The 13,349-nt window shown below is 68.8% G+C and carries 12 protein-coding genes; 6 read left to right on the top strand and 6 right to left on the bottom strand.

Going from position 1 to position 13,349, the window contains the following annotated elements; all coding sequences use genetic code 11:
* Positions 1-73: 73 nt before the first annotated feature.
* Genes OG407_RS24865 through OG407_RS24855 form a run of 3 tightly spaced genes read right to left on the bottom strand, consistent with a single transcriptional unit; the run spans position 74 to position 3,391 of the window.
* Positions 74-916, bottom strand: a complete 843-nt coding sequence (locus tag OG407_RS24865) for a transglutaminase domain-containing protein (protein WP_405861312.1) — start codon at positions 914-916, stop codon at positions 74-76.
* 1 nt (position 917) lies between these two features.
* A complete protein-coding gene (locus OG407_RS24860) occupies positions 918-1,850 on the bottom strand; it encodes an alpha-E domain-containing protein (RefSeq protein ID WP_403595840.1) in 933 nt (310 codons plus the stop codon).
* Positions 1,847-3,391: a circularly permuted type 2 ATP-grasp protein gene (locus OG407_RS24855; RefSeq protein ID WP_405861310.1), complete on the bottom strand. Its 1,545-nt coding sequence runs from the start codon at positions 3,389-3,391 to the stop codon at positions 1,847-1,849. Before OG407_RS24855 ends, OG407_RS24860 begins: the two co-directional genes overlap by 4 nt.
* Positions 3,392-3,655: 264 nt before the next feature.
* Between OG407_RS24855 and OG407_RS24850 the strand changes: the two genes are divergently transcribed.
* Complete coding sequence (locus tag OG407_RS24850; RefSeq protein ID WP_405861308.1) at positions 3,656-4,723, top strand: LuxR C-terminal-related transcriptional regulator; 1,068 nt, start codon at positions 3,656-3,658, stop codon at positions 4,721-4,723.
* On the opposite strand, the gene OG407_RS24845 is transcribed toward OG407_RS24850, so the two are convergent.
* Positions 4,686-5,699 carry a LuxR C-terminal-related transcriptional regulator gene (locus OG407_RS24845; RefSeq protein WP_405861306.1) on the bottom strand — a complete coding sequence of 338 codons (1,014 nt, stop codon included), beginning with the start codon at positions 5,697-5,699 and terminating at the stop codon, positions 4,686-4,688. The genes OG407_RS24850 and OG407_RS24845 overlap by 38 nt on opposite strands.
* On the bottom strand, positions 5,696-6,700 hold the full coding sequence (locus tag OG407_RS24840; protein ID WP_403595848.1) for a helix-turn-helix transcriptional regulator: 1,005 nt from the start codon (positions 6,698-6,700) through the stop codon (positions 5,696-5,698). The genes OG407_RS24845 and OG407_RS24840 overlap by 4 nt, the downstream gene beginning before the upstream one ends.
* Positions 6,701-7,069: 369 nt before the next feature.
* Between OG407_RS24840 and OG407_RS24835 the strand changes: the two genes are divergently transcribed.
* The gene (locus OG407_RS24835; RefSeq protein WP_327407160.1) at positions 7,070-7,366 is read left to right on the top strand and encodes a (2Fe-2S)-binding protein; all 297 of its coding nucleotides are present in this window, start codon (positions 7,070-7,072) and stop codon (positions 7,364-7,366) included.
* A gap of 141 nt (positions 7,367-7,507) precedes the next feature.
* On the opposite strand, the gene OG407_RS24830 is transcribed toward OG407_RS24835, so the two are convergent.
* A complete protein-coding gene (locus OG407_RS24830) occupies positions 7,508-7,957 on the bottom strand; it encodes a pyridoxamine 5'-phosphate oxidase family protein (protein WP_405861303.1) in 450 nt (149 codons plus the stop codon).
* A 121-nt stretch (positions 7,958-8,078) separates the two neighbouring features.
* Here OG407_RS24830 and clpB point away from each other — a divergent pair, with 121 nt between their 5' ends.
* The 4 genes from clpB (at position 8,079) to OG407_RS24810 (ending at position 13,311) form a co-directional block, all read left to right on the top strand.
* The gene (gene clpB / locus OG407_RS24825) at positions 8,079-10,676 is read left to right on the top strand and encodes an ATP-dependent chaperone ClpB (protein WP_405861301.1); all 2,598 of its coding nucleotides are present in this window, start codon (positions 8,079-8,081) and stop codon (positions 10,674-10,676) included.
* Positions 10,677-10,814: 138 nt separating this feature from the next.
* Positions 10,815-12,095, top strand: a complete 1,281-nt coding sequence (locus tag OG407_RS24820; RefSeq protein ID WP_405861299.1) for an ATP/GTP-binding protein — start codon at positions 10,815-10,817, stop codon at positions 12,093-12,095.
* On the top strand, positions 12,073-12,663 hold the full coding sequence (locus OG407_RS24815; protein WP_405861297.1) for an RloB family protein: 591 nt from the start codon (positions 12,073-12,075) through the stop codon (positions 12,661-12,663). Before OG407_RS24820 ends, OG407_RS24815 begins: the two co-directional genes overlap by 23 nt.
* Positions 12,664-12,777: 114 nt before the next feature.
* Positions 12,778-13,311, top strand: coding sequence for a YbjN domain-containing protein (locus OG407_RS24810; RefSeq protein ID WP_328680962.1), 534 nt, complete (start codon positions 12,778-12,780; stop codon positions 13,309-13,311).
* Positions 13,312-13,349 lie beyond the last annotated feature (38 nt).

Genomic DNA, 13,349 nt, shown 5'->3' with positions numbered 1-13,349 from the left:
TTCGTGACCGGTGAGGCGATCACCGGCCCGAAGCGGGGCTGAGACAGGGCGCGACCCCGGTACGACCCTGGGGCTATGCCACCCGCGTGAACTCCACCGTCACCTCCGGCGGTCCGCCCGCCACCCCCCGGTAGATCCCCTTGTGCGGGGTCACGTCGTCGTAGTCGCGCCCCCGGCCCACCACCACGTGGGACTCGTCGGGCCGGGTGCGGTTGGTGGGGTCGTAGCCGCACCAGTCGCCCGCCCAGTACTCGACCCAGGCGTGGCTCTGGCCGGCCACCGGGCGGTGCAGCTCCGCCTCGCGCTCCGGGTGGAGATAGCCCGAGACGTAGCGCGTGGGCAGGCCGAGGCCCCGCAGCAGCGCGATGGTCACGTGGGCGATGTCCTGGCAGACGCCGGCGCCCTGTTCCCAGGCCTCGGCGGCGGACGTGTTCACGCCGGTGACGCCCGGGAGGTACGCCACCCGGTCGGCGACCAGTGCCGAGACCGCGACCGCCGTCTCGTGCGGGTCGAGGCCGACCGCCGCCTTGCGTGCCTTCTTCAGCAGCTTGGGCGGGACCGTCGTACGGACCGTGGGGCCGATGAACTCCAACAGGCGTGAGTTCGTGGTCCGTTCGGTCACCTCCTGCCAGCTGGGGGAGGGGCCGAGCAGTTCCGGCGGGGACGTCTCGACCAGGCTCGACGCGGTGATCGTGAGGTCCGCGTGCGGGTCCATCAGGTCGAAGCCGGTGACCTGGGTGCCCCAGTAGTCCCAGTACGACCAGGTGGGGGTCGTGGGGTTCACGGTCACCCGCGCGTCCAGTGTCGTCTGGCCGGGGAGCGTGAGCGGGGTCATCCGCACCTCGTTGTGGGAGGAGACGGCCGCCTGGGCGTACGACACGCGGGTGGTGTGGCGGATGCGAAGCCTCCGGGTCATCTCAGGCTCCTTCCTGGGCCCACTCGACGGGCCCCTGGTACGGGAAGAACAACTCCGCGACCGCCTCCGCCGAGGCCATGCAGGCGTGCTGCAAGTCCTTGAGGAGGGCGGGGAGTTGTTCCTCCAAGGCGTGCGAGTCCAGGTATTCGAGGCGGGTGCGGAGCCGGCCGATGGGGCGGCGCGCCGGGTCCTGGCGCTGGCGGCCGAGCGCCGTGAGGCACTCCTCGGCCGTCGTGAGCGCGTGCAGCGCCGAGCGGGGGAAGTCCCGGTCCAGGAGCAGGAATTCGGCCACGCGTGGGGTGTCCCCGAAGCCGCCGTACACCCGCGCGTACGCCTCGTCGGCGCCGCTCGCGCTCAGCAGCGTCGGCCAGTCGGGCGCGTGCGCCGCGTCCAACACCCGTACCGACAGCAGCCGTACGGTCATGTCCACCCGCTCAAGGCTGCGGCCCAGGACGACGAAACGCCAGCTGTCGTCGCGGCTCATCGTCGAGTCCGCGAGGCCGAAGAACAACGCGGCGCGTCTGCGCACGAGTTCGAGATAGGCGTAGGGGCCCGTACGGCGGGCCGCGAGGCGTTGGTCGGCCAGGGCGTGCCAGGTGGAGTTGAGGCACTCCCACATCTCCGAGGAGACGGCTTCCCGGGCGCTGCGGGCATTCAGCCGGGCGGCGCCGAGCGCGCCCTCGATGGAGCAGGTGGACCGGGCGTCGAAGGCGAGCTGGTCCAACACCCGCTGCATGTCGACGCGTTGACCGCCCGCGTCGACCCCGAGGATCGCGTACAGCGACCGGCACGCCACGTCCTCGTCGCGCCAGGGGTCCTCCAGCAGGCGGTGCAGATAGGCGTCGAGGATGCGCCCGGTGGTGTCGGCGCGCTCGACATAACGGCCCGTCCACGTCAGGGCCTCGGCTATCCGGGAGAGAATCACGTCGTTCACTGCTGCGCCCCTTCCTCTACGAGCGTGGGGTTGCCGTCGGGGCCGAGCTGGCGGGGTGCCACCTCGGGCAGTTCGCCCTCCGGGAAGAGTGACGCGGGCTGTTCGGCGGGGCCCTCCGCGAGCACCCAGGTGTCCTTGGAGCCGCCGCCCTGGCTGGAGTTGACGATCAGGTTGCCCTCCTGGAGGGCGACGCGGGTGAGTCCGCCGGGCAGCACCCAGACGTCGGTGCCGTCGTTCACGGCGAACGGGCGCAGGTCGATGTGGCGCGGGGCCATGCGTTCGCCCGCGAGGGTGGGGGAGGTGGACAGGGCGACCGGCCGCTGGGCGATCCAGCCGCGCGGGTCGGCGGCCACGGCTTTGCGAGTGCGTTCGATGGTCTTCGCGTCCGCCTTGGGCCCGATGACGATGCCCATGCCGCCCGCGCCGTCCACCGGCTTCACGACCAGCTGGTCGATCTGGTCGAGGACCGCCTCCAACTGGCCCGGCTCGTCGGGCCGGTAGGACTCCACGTTGGGGAGAACCGGTTCCTCGGAGAGGTAGTAGCGGATGAGGTCGGGGACGTAGGTGTAGAGGAGCTTGTCGTCGGCGATCCCGTTCCCTACCGCGTTCGCGAGTGTGACGTTCCCGGCCTGGGCGGCGTTCATGATGCCCGGGCAGCCGATCACCGAGTCGGGGCGGAAGTGCAGCGGGTCGAGGAAGTCGTCGTCGAGCCGCCGGTATACGACATGGACGGGCACCTCGCCGCGCGTGGTCCGCATCCACACCCGGTTGTTGCGGCAGACGAGGTCGTGCCCCACCACCAGCTGCACGCCCATCAGCCGCGCGAGCAGGGCGTGTTCGAAGTAGGCGGCGTTCCCCGGCCCCGGGGTGAGGACCACGACCCGGGGGTCCTGGGTCCCGGCGGGCGCGGCGGCGCGCAGGGCGGCCAGCAACCGCCCCGCGTACCCGTCGACGGGGACCACGTGCTGCTCGGCGAAGAGGGAGGGGAAGATCCGCGTCATGGCTCTGCGGTTCTCGATGACGTACGAAACCCCGCTCGGGACCCGGACGTTGTCCTCCAGGACCCGGAAGTCGCCGGCCTCGTCGCGCACGAGGTCGATGCCGGCGACGTGGATGCGGACCCCGCCCGGTGGCTCGACCCCCTGCGCGGCCCGATGGAAGTGAGCCGAGTTGAGGAGCAGCCGCCAGGGCACGACACCGTCCTCGAAGGCACGGCAGTGGGAGTAGGCGTCGGAGAGGTAGGCCTCAAGTGCCCTTACCCGTTGCGCCACCCCGCGCTGGATGAGATCCCACTCCAGCGCGTCGATGATCCTCGGCACCAGGTCCAGTGGCCAGGGCCGTTCCTCGCCCGCGAAGGCGTAGGTCACGCCGCGGTCGGTGAACGCGCGGGCCATCTGGTCCGCGCGGAAGCGCAGTTCACTCGGCTCGATGGGCTGGAGTGCCGCCAGTACCGGCTCGTAGGCGGTTCTGACCTCACCCGGCCGCACAAACATCTCGTCCCACGCATCGGCCAATGCGTATGCGTCAAATATGTCCGCCATGAGGGGACGTTAAGTGCGATACGTAACACGACGATCTCTGAGTGATTTCCGGCAGCTCACGCGGAAAGGGATACGGCGAGAGACTCGATGCTACTGGCCGGACACCCCCCCCAGCTTGTTGCAAGGTGAGGCACGGAGGCCGGGAGATAGTGGTTGATATCGGAGGTTTTCGGGGGCTGTTCGAGGGGGAGCCGTGTTGCGGAGCAGGACCTGTCCGCGCATAGTTGCGCTGCAAAGAGCCGGGAACCGGGGGTGGGATGGGCGATGGCCGGGCACGGGACGGACGAGCATCCACACGGTGCTGACCGACTCTGCGACGCCGGGGACCGCGTGTACTCCCGGGCCGTACGGAGGGGCCGCGTACCGCGCACGGACGCCGAACCGGTGCCGTGCCTGCTGGAGCTGGCCCTCCTCCACCCGGACCCCGACGACATGGACTGGCTGGTCCCGACCGCCCCGCAGGAGGTCATGACCCGGCTGCTGCGCGGGGTCTACGACGAGGTCAGCGAGAGCCACCGGCGGGTGGGTTCGGCGGTCGCCGCCTTCGAGTGGTACGCCGGTCTCGGCCGCCGTATCCAGGCGTCCGCGATGGCGTCGGCGTCGGCGTCGCTGGAGGGCGGTGCCGCGATCCGCGTCCTGGACGGGCTCTCCCGGATCCAGGCGGCGATGGACGACGCGACCGAGGCCTGCACCGGCGAGGTCCTCACCGTCCAGCCCGGCGGCATCCGCCGTGAACCGGAACTCACCGAGGGCCTGCACCGGGCGGTCGCCCTGCGCTCACGCGGGGTACGGATGCGCGACCTGTACACCCACGTGGCCCGCCACGGCCAAGGACTCCTGAACTACCTGGAGTTGATGGGCGACGCGGTGGAGGCGAGGACCCTCGACGAGGTCGTCGACCGCCTGATCCTCTTCGACCGCACGGTCGCCTTCATCCCCGCCAACGCCGACCACACGATGGCCCTGGAACTGCGCCACCCGGCGTTGATCGAGTACTTCGTCACGGTCTTCGACCGCCTGTGGCGCCTCGCGATCCCGGTCGCGGCGGCCTTGCCGGACACGGGTATCGAGGGCATCTCCCACCGCGAACAGTCCATCGCCGCCCTGCTCGCGGACGGCCACCAGGACGCGGTGATCGCGGAACGGCTCGGCATAAGCGTGCGGACGTGTCGCGCCCACATCGCCCGCCTCTCGGAGACCCTGGGCGCGGCCAGCCGTACCCAACTGGGCGTACGCATAGCCCAAGCCGGCCTGGACGGCGTCTCGTCCCGCCTCCCGGACGTCCCCGCCCAGCTCACCCCGGCGGATCGAGAATCCCCGACTGCCCGATGAGGTAGCCGAGTTGGGCCCGGCTCTCGCTGCCGAGGGTGGCGGCGAGTTTGGCTATGTGGACGCGGGCGGTGCGGATGTTCATGCCCAGGCGGTCCGCTATGACGGCGTCCGTGTGGCCCTCGACGAGCAGGCCGGCTATGGCTCGTTGGCGGGGGGTGACGCCGTTGAGGGAGGGCTGCTGGACCGAGTCGGGGTACATCGGGGTGGCGAGGTGCCAGAGGCGGTCGAAGACCGTGACGAAGTGCGTGATCAGCGCCGGGTGCCGGACTTCGAGGGCGAGGGTGCGGTCTGCGCTGGCGGGGATGAAGGCGACCGTGCGGTCGATGACGATGAGGCGGTCGGTGACCTCGTCGAGCGTGCGGGCCTCGGCGTCGCCCCTCAACTGCTCGTAGCGGCTGAGGACGGCGGGCTGGTGGCGGAGCGCGTGCGGGTACAGGGTGCGGATACGGCCGCCGCGGTCGAGGAGGGCCTGGTCCTGTTTCAGGGCGTCGAGGCTGAGGTCGAGGGACTCGGGGTTCCGCCGGCGCGGCTGGATCGCCAGCACCTCCCGGGCGGCCGTGCACATGACCTCCGCGATGGCCGAGTTGATCCGGCCGAAGCCGTTCAGGACGCTGATCGTCGCGGTGTCCGCGGGGCCCGTACGGCGGCCGTCGATGCGCATGAGCGGCTCGAAGGTCTCGGCCAGTCGCTCCTCGCGCCGCCGTTCGTCCGCGATGCGCGCCCCCGAGGTGCGCAGCAGCCGGTGCAGGGCCACGGCGGGGGCGACCGGCTCCAGCCGGCCCGGGTCCTCGACGGCCGGATGCAGCAGGCCGTGGTCGACCAGGCACGGGGCCGCGTCGGCGTCCGCGCGGCGCACCGACCCTTCGCGCAGGGCGCGTTCGTACAGGTCCGTTCCGGCGGGGCACAGGTCTTCCACGCCGTGACGGAGGCCCGCCCCGCACACGTCGTCCGCTCCGTGCGTGTGCGCCTCCGTCACGGCGTGCCGTCTCCTCCCGGTGCGGGGTCGTCCTTGTTCAGGATCCCCGACTGGGCTATGAGAAAGCCGAGTTGGGCGCGGCTGCCGCTGCCGAGGGCCGTGGCGAGCTTGGCGATGTGGGCCCGGCAGGTCCGCACGTTCATGCCCAGCCGGCGGGCGATGGCCTCGTCGACGTGGCCCTCGATGAGGAGCTTGGCGATGGAGTGCTGGATGTCGGTGATGCCGTCGGGAGCGGTTTCGTAGGGGGCGCCGGCGCTCAGCGGGACCGCGCGGCTCCACATGAACTCGAAGACCTTGATCAGGTAGCTCACGAGACCGGGATGACGCAGTTCCAGGGCGACCTGGCGGTCGTCCCGGATGGGGATGAAGGCGACGGTCTCGTCGCAGATGATGAGGCGCTCGACCAGTTCGTCGATGGTGCGGTACTCCACCTTGCCGTCGGTGAAGTTGTCCACCCACGCGAGCCGCTCGGGGCTGTATCTGGCCGTGTGCTGGTAGAGGGTCCGGATGCGCACCCCTCGCTCGATCAGCGGCCTGTCGCGCTCCAGCGCCTCGACGAGCCGGCGTTCCGGGTGGCGGTGGCTCGGCTGCACCGCGAGCACCTCGTTCTGGCACTGCGCCGTCGCCAGGTCGAGCGCCGCGTTGATGCGGTCGAGTCCCTCCAGTACGGAGATCGAGTGGGTGGACTCCGTCACCTGGGCGCTCAGTGCCATAAACGGCTCGAAGACGTCGGCCATCTCGATGGACAGCCGTCGGCGGTCCGTTATCTCGCGTTCGATCGGATTGAGCCGCTGGGCCAGGGCGACCGCCGGGGGAACCGGGCACAGCCAGTTCGCGTCGTCGGGATCCGGGTGGAGCAGGGCGAACTCCATCAAACACGGGGCAGGCTCCACGTCTGCGCGTGCGATACGTCCCGTGCGGAGTGCGTTCGCGTAAAGACGACCTCCTTCCTCACACAACTCCGTCACAGCATGGGGATGTGTCGCTTTGGTCCGATTCATTGTCAAATCTCCACCCCCCAGGGTCCTGAACATGCAGGAACATGATGCACCGATCGTGTGGCCATGACGTGCCCGAATGAGCCATCGTCTTACTCGACGGGGGAAGAGGGGACCTTCAAGTGAGGACGAAGCCGACTATGCGTAAGAGAATGCTTCGCTCGGTGCTTGTCGCCGCCTTCTCCGCCGTTGTGGCCTTCGGAACACTGAGTGGCCTCTCTGGTGCGAAGAGTGAGGTGCGACAGGACACCGCTTGGTCACTCGCGGCCGACACCGCGACCGTGACCGCGGGCGACACTTCTGTGACCGCAGATGACACTGCGTGGAGTTGACGTGACCACCCCACCCGACGACCGCTCCTTCCGCCGAGAAATGGCCACGGCCTACCGGTCCGGCTGGCACTTCATCGATCTGGCCACCGCCATCCCCCACAGCGGTGACTCGCTCATGGTGACCGTGTTCGGTGAGCCGGTCGTCGTGACGCGGGACGAGGACGAGGACGTACGGGCGTACCGGTGTCTGCGGCGGCCCCGGGGGGCGCCGCAGCCAGTGCGATGTGCCATCCGGTACGGAATGATCTTTGTGAATCTTGACCAACGAGACCACCGGCTGGTGGAACCGGATGCCCCCGACATCCAGACCATCTCAGCCACCCCCCGCAGTGCCTGACGCGATTCCCCCGTCGTAACAAGATCGCTCAGGTGCTTCCCCCCGCAGCGGCGTCACCGTGACCTGAACACGGTGACGCCGCTGCAGTTTGTGCGAAATCTCCGGGTATCGGACGATCCCAGGTGGCTGAAAATCGGCGCTTCAGCCGTGCCCCGGCACCGTTCCCGGCGGCTTCCCCACCGCCTTCCCCATCGCCCGCGTCAGCTCGATCTCGATCACCACCCGGGACGGGTTCGGCGACGGCGCCCGCTCGTAACGCTCCGCGTACCGGCGCTCCGCCTCGGTGACCCGCTCGCGTTCGGAGCGTACGAAGGCCCGGCCCTCCAGCGTCGCCCAGCGCCGCCCGTCCACCTGGCACACGGCGACCCGTGCCCCCTCGGGGCCGGCGGCCAGCACGTTCGCCACCTTCCTGCTCGACTTGTTCGCGATGACCCGAGCAAGGCGCGCCTCCGGGTCGTATGTCACTCCGACAGGGACGACGTGCGGGCTGCTGTCCGCGCGCGGGGTCGTGAGCGTGCACAGGTGCCGTTCCCGCCAGAAGCTGAGGTACGACGGGTCGGGATCGCCCGGGTCCACCGGATATGCGGTCATGGTCCCGGAACTTAGTCCCCCGATCCGCCCCGCCACTGCCTTGAGTGGAATAGACTCAACTTTGTGCACGTTGACCGTGTCATTCCGTGCACGAAGGTCGTAGGAGGAGGAGTACCGGAACGTGGACGCCGAGCTGACCAACAGGAGCCGGGACGCGATCAACGCGGCCAGCAACCGTGCCGTGACCGGGGGGCACGCCGATCTGACGCCGGCGCATCTGCTGCTCTCGCTGCTGGAGGGGCAGGACAACGAGAACATCACCGACCTGCTGGCCGCCGTCGATGCGGATCAGGCTGCCGTACGGTCGGGTGCCGAGCGGGTGCTCGGTTCGCTGCCCAGCGTGACCGGGTCGACCGTCGCGCCCCCGCAGCCCAGCCGCGAGCTGCTCGCGGTGATCGCGGACGCCGGTGAGCGCGCGAAGGAACTCGGCGACGACTACCTCTCGACCGAGCACCTGCTGATCGGGATCGCCGCGAAGGGCGGCGCGGCCGGGGACGTACTCTCCCAGCAGGGGGCCGGCGCGAAGAAGCTGCTGGACGCGTTCCAGAAGAGCAGGGGAGGGCGCCGGGTGACCACACCCGACCCCGAGGGGCAGTACAAGGCGCTGGAGAAGTTCGGTACGGACTTCACGGCCGCCGCGCGCGAGGGCAAGCTCGATCCCGTCATCGGGCGGGACCAGGAGATCCGGCGGGTCGTCCAGGTGCTGTCCCGCCGCACGAAGAACAACCCGGTGCTGATCGGCGAGCCCGGCGTCGGCAAGACCGCCGTGGTCGAGGGGCTGGCGCAGCGGATCATCAAGGGGGACGTGCCGGAGTCCCTGAAGAACAAGCGGCTGGTCTCGCTGGACCTGGGTGCGATGGTCGCGGGGGCGAAGTACCGGGGCGAGTTCGAGGAGCGGCTGAAGACCGTCCTCGCCGAGATCAAGGACTCCGACGGCCAGATCATCACCTTCATCGACGAGCTGCACACCGTCGTGGGCGCGGGCGCCGGGGGCGACTCCGCGATGGACGCCGGCAACATGCTGAAGCCGATGCTCGCCCGCGGCGAACTCCGCATGGTCGGCGCGACGACCCTCGACGAATACCGCGAACGCATCGAGAAGGACCCGGCGTTGGAGCGCCGCTTCCAGCAGGTGCTGGTCGCCGAGCCGAGCGTCGAGGACACGATCGCGATCCTGCGCGGCCTGAAGGGACGCTACGAGGCGCACCACAAGGTCGTCATCGCGGACAGCGCGCTGGTCGCCGCCGCCACCCTCTCCGACCGCTACATCACCTCCCGCTTCCTCCCCGACAAGGCGATCGACCTCGTCGACGAGGCGGCGTCGCGCCTGCGCATGGAGATCGACTCCTCCCCCGTCGAGATCGACGAACTCCAGCGCTCCGTGGACCGGTTGAAGATGGAGGAGCTGGCGCTCGACAAGGAGACCGACGCGGCTTCCATCGAACGCCTGGAGAAGCTGCGCCGCGACCTCGCCGACCGCGAGGAGGAACTGCGCGGCCTCAACGCCCGCTGGGAGAAGGAGAAGCAGTCCCTCAACCAGGTCGGCGAGCTGAAGGAGAAGCTCGACGAACTGCGCGGCCAGGCCGAACGCGCCCAGCGCGACGGCGACTTCGACACCGCGTCCAAGCTGCTCTACGGCGAGATCCCTTCCCTGGAACGGGACTTGGAGGAAGCCTCGCAGGCTGAGGAAGAGGCCTCCAAGGACACGATGGTGAAGGAGGAGGTCGGCCCCGACGACATCGCGGACGTCGTCGGAGCCTGGACCGGCATCCCCGCAGGCCGCCTCCTGGAGGGCGAGACGCAGAAACTCCTGCGCATGGAGGAGGAGTTGGGCCGCCGCCTCATCGGCCAGCGAGAGGCCGTAGAGGCGGTCTCCGACGCCGTACGACGCACCCGCGCGGGCATCGCGGACCCCGACCGCCCCACCGGCTCGTTCCTCTTCCTGGGCCCGACGGGCGTAGGAAAGACCGAACTGGCCAAGGCCCTGGCCGACTTCCTCTTCGACGACGAACGGGCCATGGTCCGCATCGACATGTCGGAGTACGGCGAGAAGCACAGCGTGGCCCGGCTGGTCGGCGCCCCGCCCGGCTACGTCGGCTACGAGGAGGGCGGCCAGCTCACGGAGGCGGTGCGCAGGCGCCCGTACTCGGTGATCCTGCTGGACGAGGTCGAGAAGGCGCACCCCGAGGTCTTCGACGTCCTGCTCCAGGTCCTGGACGACGGCCGCCTGACCGACGGCCAGGGCCGCACGGTCGACTTCCGGAACACGATCCTGATCCTCACGTCGAACCTGGGCAGCAACTTCCTGATCGACCAGACCACGGGCGAGGACGAGAAGAAGGAACAGGTCCTTCAGGTGGTCCGGGCGTCCTTCAAGCCGGAGTTCCTGAACCGGCTGGACGACCTGGTGGTCTTCTCCGCCCTGAACCGCGAGGAGCTGGGCCGTATCGCCGCGCTCCAGATCGGCCGCCTGGCCAAGCGCCTCGCGGAGCGCCGCCTCACCCTGGAGATCAGCGACGAGGCCCTGACCTGGCTCGCGGACAACGGCAACGACCCGGCCTACGGCGCGCGCCCCCTCCGCCGCCTCGTCCAGACGGCGATCGGCGACCGGCTCGCCAAGGAGATCCTGGCGGGCGAGGTCAAGGACGGGGACACCGTGCGGGTGGACGCGTTCGGGGAGGGGCTGATCGTGGGGCCGGCGACGGGGAAGACGCTGTAGTCGGCCGACGGTATGTGCGGGCCCGTCACTCCTGTGGGGTGGCGGGCCTGTTCTTTTGCCGGTGGGGATGCTTAGCATGAAGTAGAGCTTGATTCCGGGATTCACTTGTTCACAAGGGCTGGAAGTGGGGTGTGAGGGGTGCTGCTGAGCTTCCGTGTGGCCAACCATGGCTCGTTGCGTGAGCCGCAGGAGCTGAATCTTGTGCCGGTCTATGAGGATGAGCGGCCGGCACTTACTGTCGCGGCGATTTATGGGGCAAACGCTTCGGGGAAGTCGACGGTGCTGGATGCGTATCGGTTCTTTCAGTGGGTGGTGGAGGAGTCGCAAGCTCGCTGGCTGCCGGGTGCGCCCATTGAGCGGCGGCCGTTTCTGCTGGACCACGGGAGCAGGAACCAACCGTCGACTTATGCCGCGGACGTACTGATTGACGGGATCCGCCATGTGTACGGCTTCGCGGTCTCTGACACGGAGGTCGAAGAGGAGTGGCTGTACGTCTATCCCAAGGGACGCAAGCGCATCCTCTTCGAGCGCCGAGGGATGGACGTGACCTTTGGGAACTCGCTTACCGGGGAGCGGGCTGCGGCGGAGCGAGTGATGCGGCCGAACAGTCTGTATCTGTCGGCCGCCGCCCAGACGGCGCACGAACAGTTGGGGGCGGTCTGGGCGGAGCTGAAGGGTATGCAGGTTGTCGACGACAGCACGCGGCACGCGCTGACCAACGTCGGTGCGGTTCTCGCTGGCTTGTACGAGAGTTTCGAGAGGCGGGGGCTCGCGCGCGGCGACAAGATCCTGGCAGCAGCCGACCTGGGAGTACACGGTGTGCGTCGAGGTGCTGAGGACGATCAAATGGTCAGGCGGCTTGCAGCCAACACGGAGTTGGACCAAGCGCCGGCTGACTTCAAAGCGGCTGCGTCGCGATCCCTGCACTTCGTGCATCGGGTGGGGAACGAGGAGTTCCTGCTGCCCGCCGAGGAGGAGTCGGCCGGTACCAAGACATGGATGAACCTGGTCTCCTGGGGACTCCTAGCTCTGGCGTCGGGAGAACAGATCTGGATCGACGAAATCGATGTCAGCCTCCACCCCCTCCTCATTGCCAAGCTCGTCAAGCTCTTCCAGAACCCGGAACTCAACCCTCTCGGCGCCCAACTGATCTTCACCACCCACAACGCCTCGCTCCTCGGCACGATGCTCGGCGAGGAGGTCCTGCGCCGGGACCAGATTTGGTTCGTAGAAAAGAGCGCGGAAACCGGAGCCTCCGAACTCTTCCCCCTCAGCGATTTCAAGCCGCGCAAGGGTGAGAACTTCGAGAGGCGCTACCTCGCGGGAAGCTACGGCGCCGTACCGGTCCTCCCGGACATGGCACTGGAAGACGTGGTCAGGGAGTACTGGGGGACACATGGCAAGGCCGTTTCCGCGTGAGGGATCGGGCCGGCGTCGGGCCCCGACCCGCCGGTCCGCGCGGACCATCCTCGTCGTCTGCGGCAGCAAGGAGACGGAACGCCAGTACCTCCAGGGCCTGCGAGACCACCTCCGCAACCCCGCCGTCTCCGTCGTCGTACGCGGAAAGGCCTGCTCGCCCACCCAGCTCATCGCCTACGCCAAGACGCAGCGCAACGTTGGCAAGGGCGACTTCGACGAGGTCTGGTGCGTCTTCGACGTGGACCAGTTCGTCGACATCGACGCGGCCGTGATCGCCGCCCGTCGGGCCGGCATCAAGGTGGCGATCTCCAACCCGTGCTTCGAACTGTGGCTGCTGCTCCACTTCACGCCGCAAAGGGCACACGTGGCGACGTACAAGCAAATTCTTCCGCTTCTCCAGAAGCACGTCCCGGGCTACGACAAGACCCGCGTCGACTTCGCCCTCTACCGTGACGGTCGTGCCGACGCCGTGACGAACGCCCAGGCACTCGACCCGACGGGTCAGGAGTACGCCCAGAATCCGTCCACCGGGGTGTGGCAGCTCGTGGAGCGGATGGAAGGACGCTGAGCTGGGCCCGTCGACCGGATCAGGTCAGCCCGTGGCGGACAGTCCCGGCAGGGGTTGCCACCCCCCTCCCCGGATGGGGGAGGATGGCGGAATCCGTACGAAGGGAAATACACGGTGAGCATCGACCCGTCCTCGATTCCGAACTTCGGGGGCCAGCCCGAGCCGAACCCCCAAGGACCGGCGGGCCCCGTCGTCCCGGATCAGGACCTCGTGAAGCAGCTCCTCGAACAGATGGAGCTGAAGTATGTCGTCGACGACGAGGGTGACCTCGCGGCGCCGTGGGAGCAGTTCCGTACGTACTTCATGTTCCGCGGTGAGGACGACCAGCTGGTCTTCTCGGTGCGGACGTTCTACGACCGCCCGCACGACATCGACGTCAAGCCGCAGCTGCTGGAGTCGATCGACGACTGGAACCGCCGCACCCTGTGGCCCAAGGTCTACACCCACACCCATGACGACGGCACCGTCCGTCTCATCGGTGAGGCGCAGATGCTGATCGGCACCGGCGTCGACCTGAACCACTTCGTGTCCTCGACGGTCAGCTGGGTGCGCGCGGCGATCGAGTTCGACCGCTGGCTCGTCGAGCAGCTCGGCCTCACCGAGGAGGTCGACGAGGCCGTCGAGAAGCCTGAGGACGACGAGGAGTAGTTCTCGTCAGTACCGATCGATCAGTTCTGTATGGCGTA

Source organism: Streptomyces sp. NBC_01515 (genome assembly GCF_045040345.1).
GTDB lineage: Bacteria > Actinomycetota > Actinomycetes > Streptomycetales > Streptomycetaceae > Streptomyces.
This window is presented reverse-complemented; position numbering and strand designations above follow the sequence as displayed.

Coding starts and splice junctions, on each gene's coding strand:
- OG407_RS24865 (WP_405861312.1), bottom strand. CDS start 916: ATGACCCGGAGGCTTCGCATCCGCCACACCACCCGCGTGTCGTACGCC.
- OG407_RS24855 (WP_405861310.1), bottom strand. CDS start 3,391: ATGGCGGACATATTTGACGCATACGCATTGGCCGATGCGTGGGACGAG.
- OG407_RS24850 (WP_405861308.1), top strand. CDS start 3,656: ATGGCCGGGCACGGGACGGACGAGCATCCACACGGTGCTGACCGACTC.
- OG407_RS24840 (WP_403595848.1), bottom strand. CDS start 6,700: ATGAATCGGACCAAAGCGACACATCCCCATGCTGTGACGGAGTTGTGT.
- OG407_RS24835 (WP_327407160.1), top strand. CDS start 7,070: ATGGCCACGGCCTACCGGTCCGGCTGGCACTTCATCGATCTGGCCACC.
- OG407_RS24830 (WP_405861303.1), bottom strand. CDS start 7,957: ATGACCGCATATCCGGTGGACCCGGGCGATCCCGACCCGTCGTACCTC.
- OG407_RS24815 (WP_405861297.1), top strand. CDS start 12,073: ATGGCAAGGCCGTTTCCGCGTGAGGGATCGGGCCGGCGTCGGGCCCCG.